The sequence below is a fragment of the Fusibacter sp. genome (assembly GCF_057447755.1).
Genome location: NZ_JBVBZF010000217.1, coordinates 1 through 6,088 on the forward strand (window position 1 = coordinate 1; position 6,088 = coordinate 6,088).

Annotated in this window: 5 protein-coding genes; all 5 read left to right on the top strand. The window is 39.4% G+C overall.

Annotated features, from left to right (window positions below; translation table 11 throughout):
* Positions 1 to 667 (top strand): hypothetical protein (locus AC220I_RS16830; RefSeq protein ID WP_486725025.1); only part of this gene is annotated, 667 nt, incomplete at its 5' end.
* A complete protein-coding gene (locus tag AC220I_RS16835; RefSeq protein WP_486725026.1) occupies positions 664 to 927 on the top strand; it encodes a hypothetical protein in 264 nt (87 codons plus the stop codon). The genes AC220I_RS16830 and AC220I_RS16835, both read left to right, overlap by 4 nt.
* 178 nt (positions 928 to 1,105) lie before the next feature.
* Positions 1,106 to 1,564: a YaaR family protein gene (locus tag AC220I_RS16840; protein WP_486725027.1), complete on the top strand. Its 459-nt coding sequence runs from the start codon at positions 1,106 to 1,108 to the stop codon at positions 1,562 to 1,564.
* Positions 1,565 to 1,574: 10 nt separating this feature from the next.
* Positions 1,575 to 3,845 carry a DNA helicase PcrA gene (gene pcrA, locus AC220I_RS16845; RefSeq protein WP_486725028.1) on the top strand — a complete coding sequence of 757 codons (2,271 nt, stop codon included), beginning with the start codon at positions 1,575 to 1,577 and terminating at the stop codon, positions 3,843 to 3,845.
* A gap of 36 nt (positions 3,846 to 3,881) precedes the next feature.
* Positions 3,882 to 5,900 (top strand): NAD-dependent DNA ligase LigA, encoded by a 2,019-nt coding sequence (ligA, locus tag AC220I_RS16850; protein WP_486725029.1) that lies wholly within the window; start codon positions 3,882 to 3,884, stop codon positions 5,898 to 5,900.
* The last annotated feature ends 188 nt before the right edge of the window (positions 5,901 to 6,088 follow it).

Below are 6,088 nucleotides of genomic sequence, written 5' to 3' on the forward strand. Positions count from 1 at the left end.
AAAACTTTTAGACCTTCAAAAAGATGAAACAGGCAGCCGAGGCGCGCGTGATATTCTTGAAGTTTTAAGGGGACTTGGCTTAAACCATGAACTTGAAACAGCCGAATCACTTGCTTCGAAATCCAGTGAAGTGAAAACAGACCAGATCAATGCCAATATAAAGGAAATCCTCTTGAAGTTAATGAAGGAAGACAGCAATAATAGAGATATAGAAGAAACGCTAATGAGTCTCACAGGACAGCAAATGATGAATGACTCGGGAAAACAAGGACAACAGCGCTTTCATTTCTTTAATCTGCCATTTGAGGATGATCTTGAAATCAATAACATGAAGGTTTATATGACTGGCAAGAACAATGGCGAGGTGATGGATTACAAAAATGCTGAACTTTATTTTGGCATGAACCTTAAGCACTTGGGAGAGACTGGCATCAAAATCAGCATCAAAGATGAGAAGGTAACCTTGACCCTTTCAAACGATCAAGCTGAAACATTATCTGAGGCATTTGCCTCTATAGAAGCAGAGATCAATGCCATAGGCTACGATTTTGATCAAACCAGCTTAATGGCCTATAAAAAGGATAAACCATTTACATTGAATGGTGAAATAACAGCAACAGAGTCGTTCCAATATGATGCGAAGAAAGGATTTGATTTCAAAATATGAATCGTTTTAAGCAAATTAATCAATATGAACAGAATTATAAGGCTGAGGATTTTATTTCAATCTCTGAAGCGCTAGTTCAGGAGGCAGACGATGCAAACAAAGTCATTGAAACGGATGCCGGAAAACTCAAGCATATGATAAAAAATGATTTGAGGGATAACATACCACCACAAATCTATGCCCTAATTGGTCTCATTTCAGCTACTATTGAAAGTCTTGAAAAAGACCAGGGTATGAAAAAATCAAATGAAGTGAAATGAAGTAAATAAAGTGAAATGAAGTATAATAAAGTGAAATAAAATATTATTAAATTCCCCTTGGAAAGGCCTTATTAAATAGGGTTTTAGAGGGGAATTTTAGATTGATTTTATGGACGACCTTTCGTTTGTAGCGAGAATCTTGTATAATAGATAGGACTATAGAGAGTGTGAGGATCTTATGAAAGTAAGCAAAACATCAAAACCATCTAAAACGGCAAATAGCAGCGCGACAAAAAAGTCAGATGCGCCATCTGTTAATGAAGTAAACCGTATTAGCTTCACGGAGATTTTAGCCCACAAAGAGTATGATCAGCAAAAGGAAGCCCTTCAGAAGGCCCTCGATGAAATTGATCGCAAGGGTCAGGCGCTTGTGGAGAATCGTACGGTTGAGACGCTGTTTGAGTACAAAAAAATGATCAAGGACTTTATCGATGAAACCGTTCACAAGGGATTTGAAATCCGTGAGAGAAGGGGTTTTTCAAGAACGGGCAGAAATAAGGTCATGAGAACTGTGGTGGAAGTAGATTCAAAGTTAACTGAGCTTACGAATTTGATCTTAAAAAGAGAGCACAAAGAAATCAACATATTGAAAAAAGTTGGTGAAATACAGGGATTGTTAATTAATTTAATCATATAGGAGGTAGTAAATGGATTTAAGCACCTTAAATGATGTGCAGAGGAAGGCTGTGGAGGCAGTAGATGGTCCAATCTTAGTTGTGGCCGGTGCAGGCTCTGGAAAAACCCGCGTTCTAACGCATCGAATCGCAAATTTAATTGAGAATCATGATATTTTTCCATCGGGCATTATGGCCATTACTTTTACCAATAAAGCAGCCAATGAAATGAAAATAAGAATTGGATCACTTATAGGACCAGTGACTTCTCAAATGTGGGTAGGTACCTTTCACTCAATCTGTGTTAGGATTCTCAGAAGAGATTCGGAACGAATTGGTTATACAAGTGATTTTGTTATTTACGATACTCAAGACCAAAAAGCCCTCCTTAAGGCTTGCTACAAGGAACTGAACATTGACGACAAAAGAACACCGCTTAAAACGACTCAGTTCAAAATCTCAGCAGCTAAGAACGATATGCTAACGCCTGAACAATATGAAATGCAAAATTCAGGTGATTTTGGTGAGAAGATTTTTATTAAAATATACCACCTCTATCAAGCCAAACTCAAACAAAACCAAGCCATGGATTTTGACGATTTGATGCTGAAGACCATAGAACTCTTTAAACACAATCAAGATGTTTTAAGCTATTATCAAAACAAGTTCAAATACATTCATGTGGATGAGTACCAAGATACCAATAGGGCCCAGTACACCTTGATTCAGTACTTGGCCGCTAAAAACAGAAACCTCTTTGTCGTTGGAGATGCAGACCAGTCCATTTATAAGTGGCGTGGTGCGGATATTCGAAACATTAGAGAGTTTGAGGAGGATTTTCCTGGGGCTCAAATCATAAAGCTTGAACAAAACTACAGGTCTAAAAAGAACATACTAGACTTAGCCAACAGCGTAATTTCTCACAACCCCAATAGACGAGACAAAAACCTTTGGACAGACCAGGATGCAGGTGAAAAAATAGGTTATTTCAGAGGCTATGATGAAAAGGATGAAGCAAAATTCATTATAGAACGCATCAGGACTTTTGTTAGGGAAAAAGATTACAAGCTATCTGATTTTGCCATCCTATACAGAACCAATGCGCAGTCGCGTTCCTTTGAGGACCAGTTGATGTTAAACGCAATGGCCTACAAGGTCATAGGCGGTCTTAAATTCTACGAGCGTAAAGAGATTAAGGATTTGCTCGCATACATGAAACTCATCGTCAACCCAAGTGATGACATCAGTTTCCTTAGAGTTATCAATGAACCTAAGCGCAGCATTGGTGACAAGACCATCGAAAAAATTCAAGGCTACCAAAGGGAAAAATCACTTTCGCTTTTAGAGTGCATTCCTCATCTTTCTGAAATTGACGGCATAGGCAGTAAGGCGCAAAAGGGCCTTGTGGAATTTTACGAAATCATAGCAGGCCTAAAAGCGAAGCTTGATTCTGCATTTGTGACACACATTTTTGATGAGCTTGTTGAAAAAATCAACATGATCTCGCTTTATGAACTTGAAAACACCATTGAAGCGGATGCTAGAATTGACAATATTTACGAATTTAGAACGGTTATTGAGGAATTTGAGAAGAGAAGTGAATCACCAAACCTGAGAGACTTCCTCGCTGAAACCTCTCTAAGAAGTGATCAAGACAATATTGAAGAGCAAGAGGATGGGGTCCTGCTTATGACCCTGCATGCCTCAAAGGGGCTTGAGTTCCCTGTGGTATTCCTCGTTGGACTTGAAGATAATTTATTTCCTTCCTTTAGGGCTATGGACGACCCAGAAGAGCTTGAAGAGGAAAGACGTTTATGTTACGTGGGCATTACCAGAGCTGAAGAGCGTTTGTTTGTAACTCATGCTAGAAATCGAAATCAGTATGGGCGATTTGAGCCAAGACAACCGAGTCCTTTTTTAAGAGAAATGGACCAAAGTCTTCTTGAGAACCTCTCTGAGCAGAACGAGATGCCAACCTTTGAAGCCCCTGAAAAATCAGCCAAGGGTAATTATTTTAAAGAAAATGTCCAAAAGAGCAAACAGAGCTTCTTTGGTAAAGGTTCAGGGCTTAAAACACCTGGCTCTATGGGCACAGGAGCGCCAGCTACTACATCATCAACTGCGTCAATGTCTGAAAAGAAATCATCTCTTTATTTTGCAGGTGCAAAGGTTAATCATAAAATATTTGGAATGGGGCTTGTCATAACGGTGGATTCAGATGGTGAGACGCTTACAATTGCATTTGACAGCTGTGGCATTAAAAAAATTCATTCTGGACTTGCGCCAATAAGAAAAGTGGATTAAGAAATATGAATTAAGAATTAAGAGTTGAGGTGCCATATGGCGGATAAGAAAAAAATAAAAGAAGAGATAGACAGACTCAGAGAAGAACTTGAACTGCATAACCATCATTACTATGTTTTAGACAATCCTCAAATCACGGATGCTGAATATGATGGTCTTATGAAAAAACTCATGGCACTTGAAGCAGAATATCCTGAATTTGAATCACCGCTTTCGCCTACAAAGCGTGTGGGTGGTGAAGTGCTATCCGGTTTTACAAAAATCACGCATGAAACGCCTCTTTTAAGTTTGGATAATGCCTTTAGTGCAGAAGATTTAAGAGAGTTTGACAAGCGCATCAAAAAAGAAATCTCTGGAGATGTTTCATATGTTGTTGAGTTTAAGATAGATGGTTTGACTGTAGCACTCAAATACGTGAATGGTAGATTGACTTCAGGAGCCACTCGTGGAAACGGTATCGAGGGGGAAGAGGTCACAAACAATGTTATGACAATAAAGTCAATCCCTCTCAACCTCAAGTCAGATGAAAGTGTTGATATTGTCGTACGTGGTGAAATATTTATGCCTAAAAGTGGCTTTCAGAAGTTAAATGAAATGCAGACCCTCATGGGCAAGGAGACCTTCGCCAATCCTAGAAATGCAGCTGCAGGCTCTTTAAGACAGTTAGACTCCAAAATTGCAGCTTCAAGACCACTTGACATATTTGTTTTTGAAGTGATTACAAGTAGTGATCATTTAGCCTTGAAAACGCATTTCGAGAGCTTTGAAAAACTCAAGAAAATGGGCTTCAAAATGGTGACACCTGTTAAGTTTGAGTGTATTGATGATGTTATCGACTATTGCAATCGGATGATTGAGGAAAGACATCAGCTTCCGTTTGAAATAGATGGTCTTGTGGTCAAGGTGAATGACTTTGAGCAAAGACGTCACCTGGGGACTACTGCTAAGAGCCCGAGATGGGCAATTGCCTATAAGTTCCCAGCTGAACTTGCAGAAACTGTAATAAATGAAATTAGAATTCAGGTGGGCAGAACTGGCGTTTTGACCCCTCTTGCCGAATTTAACCCTGTTAGGGTGGCCGGTTCGCTTATAAGTCGTGCCACACTTCACAATAAGGCCTATATAGCAGAAAAAGACATCAGGGTTGGAGATACTGTTTATATCCAAAAAGCAGGGGATGTCATACCAGCGGTGGTGAGTGTTAAAATGGAAGCGCGTCCAGAAGGCACTCTTGCCTATGAGTTTCCAAAGACTTGCCCCATCTGTGAAACAAATGTTATACAGATAGAGGGTGAAGCTGCAATACGCTGTCCAAATGATGAGTGTCCTGCGAAGATCAAAAGAAAATTGACACATTTTGTATCTAGGAGTGCCATGAACATTGATGGTGTTGGTGAATCTGTTATTGATATGCTGATTGAGAATGACCTCATTGAGACGATTCCGGATTTATATCGCCTCTTTGAAAAGCGAGAAGCCCTAATTCAAATAGAAAGACTTGGTGAAAAATCCGTCGAAAATATGCTTGAAGCCATTGAACTCAGTAAAAAGAATGACTTATATCGCTTCATTCACGGTTTGGGAATTCCTTTAATTGGCGAAAAGGCAGCAAAGTCATTGGCCCAGTATTTTGGAACCCTTGAGGCTCTTATGAATGCTGATTATGAGACGCTCACCAATATAAGTGACTTTGGCGAGAAAATGGCAAATAGTCTTATGAACGCTTTAAAAAACGCAGAGTTTATTGATCAAATCGACCAATTGAAGGCTTTGGGCCTTGACTTAAAGAGTGAACAGAGGATTGATGCTTCTGGTGTCTTCTCAGGAAAGACAGTGGTTGTCACTGGGACCATGCTGAAATACACTCGAGATGAAATTAAAAATATCATTGAATCGCAAGGTGGCAAAGCAAGTGGCAGTGTGTCTAAGAAAACAGACATGGTTGTCGTTGGTGAAAATGCAGGTTCAAAAGAAGAAAAAGCCAAATCTTTAGGCATCAGAATCATATCTGAAGCAGAATTTGATGCCATTATTAGTGAAAATAGTGGTGTATAAAGTGTGAATAATTTCAAAAGTAATTAAACATATCCACAACGAAAACTAGGGTTGGCATTACAAGTTGTGTGCAAGAACAACCACTCTAGATGTTTTTGGTCGATTTTGTCGATAGGGTTGTGGGGTATATTCATGCATGGTAGATGAATGCGTTGAGGAAGAGGATATGCGTTTGATCTTTATAAAAG

Coding starts and splice junctions, on each gene's coding strand:
- pcrA (WP_486725028.1), top strand. CDS start 1,575: ATGGATTTAAGCACCTTAAATGATGTGCAGAGGAAGGCTGTGGAGGCA.
- ligA (WP_486725029.1), top strand. CDS start 3,882: ATGGCGGATAAGAAAAAAATAAAAGAAGAGATAGACAGACTCAGAGAA.
- AC220I_RS16840 (WP_486725027.1), top strand. CDS start 1,106: ATGAAAGTAAGCAAAACATCAAAACCATCTAAAACGGCAAATAGCAGC.
- AC220I_RS16835 (WP_486725026.1), top strand. CDS start 664: ATGAATCGTTTTAAGCAAATTAATCAATATGAACAGAATTATAAGGCT.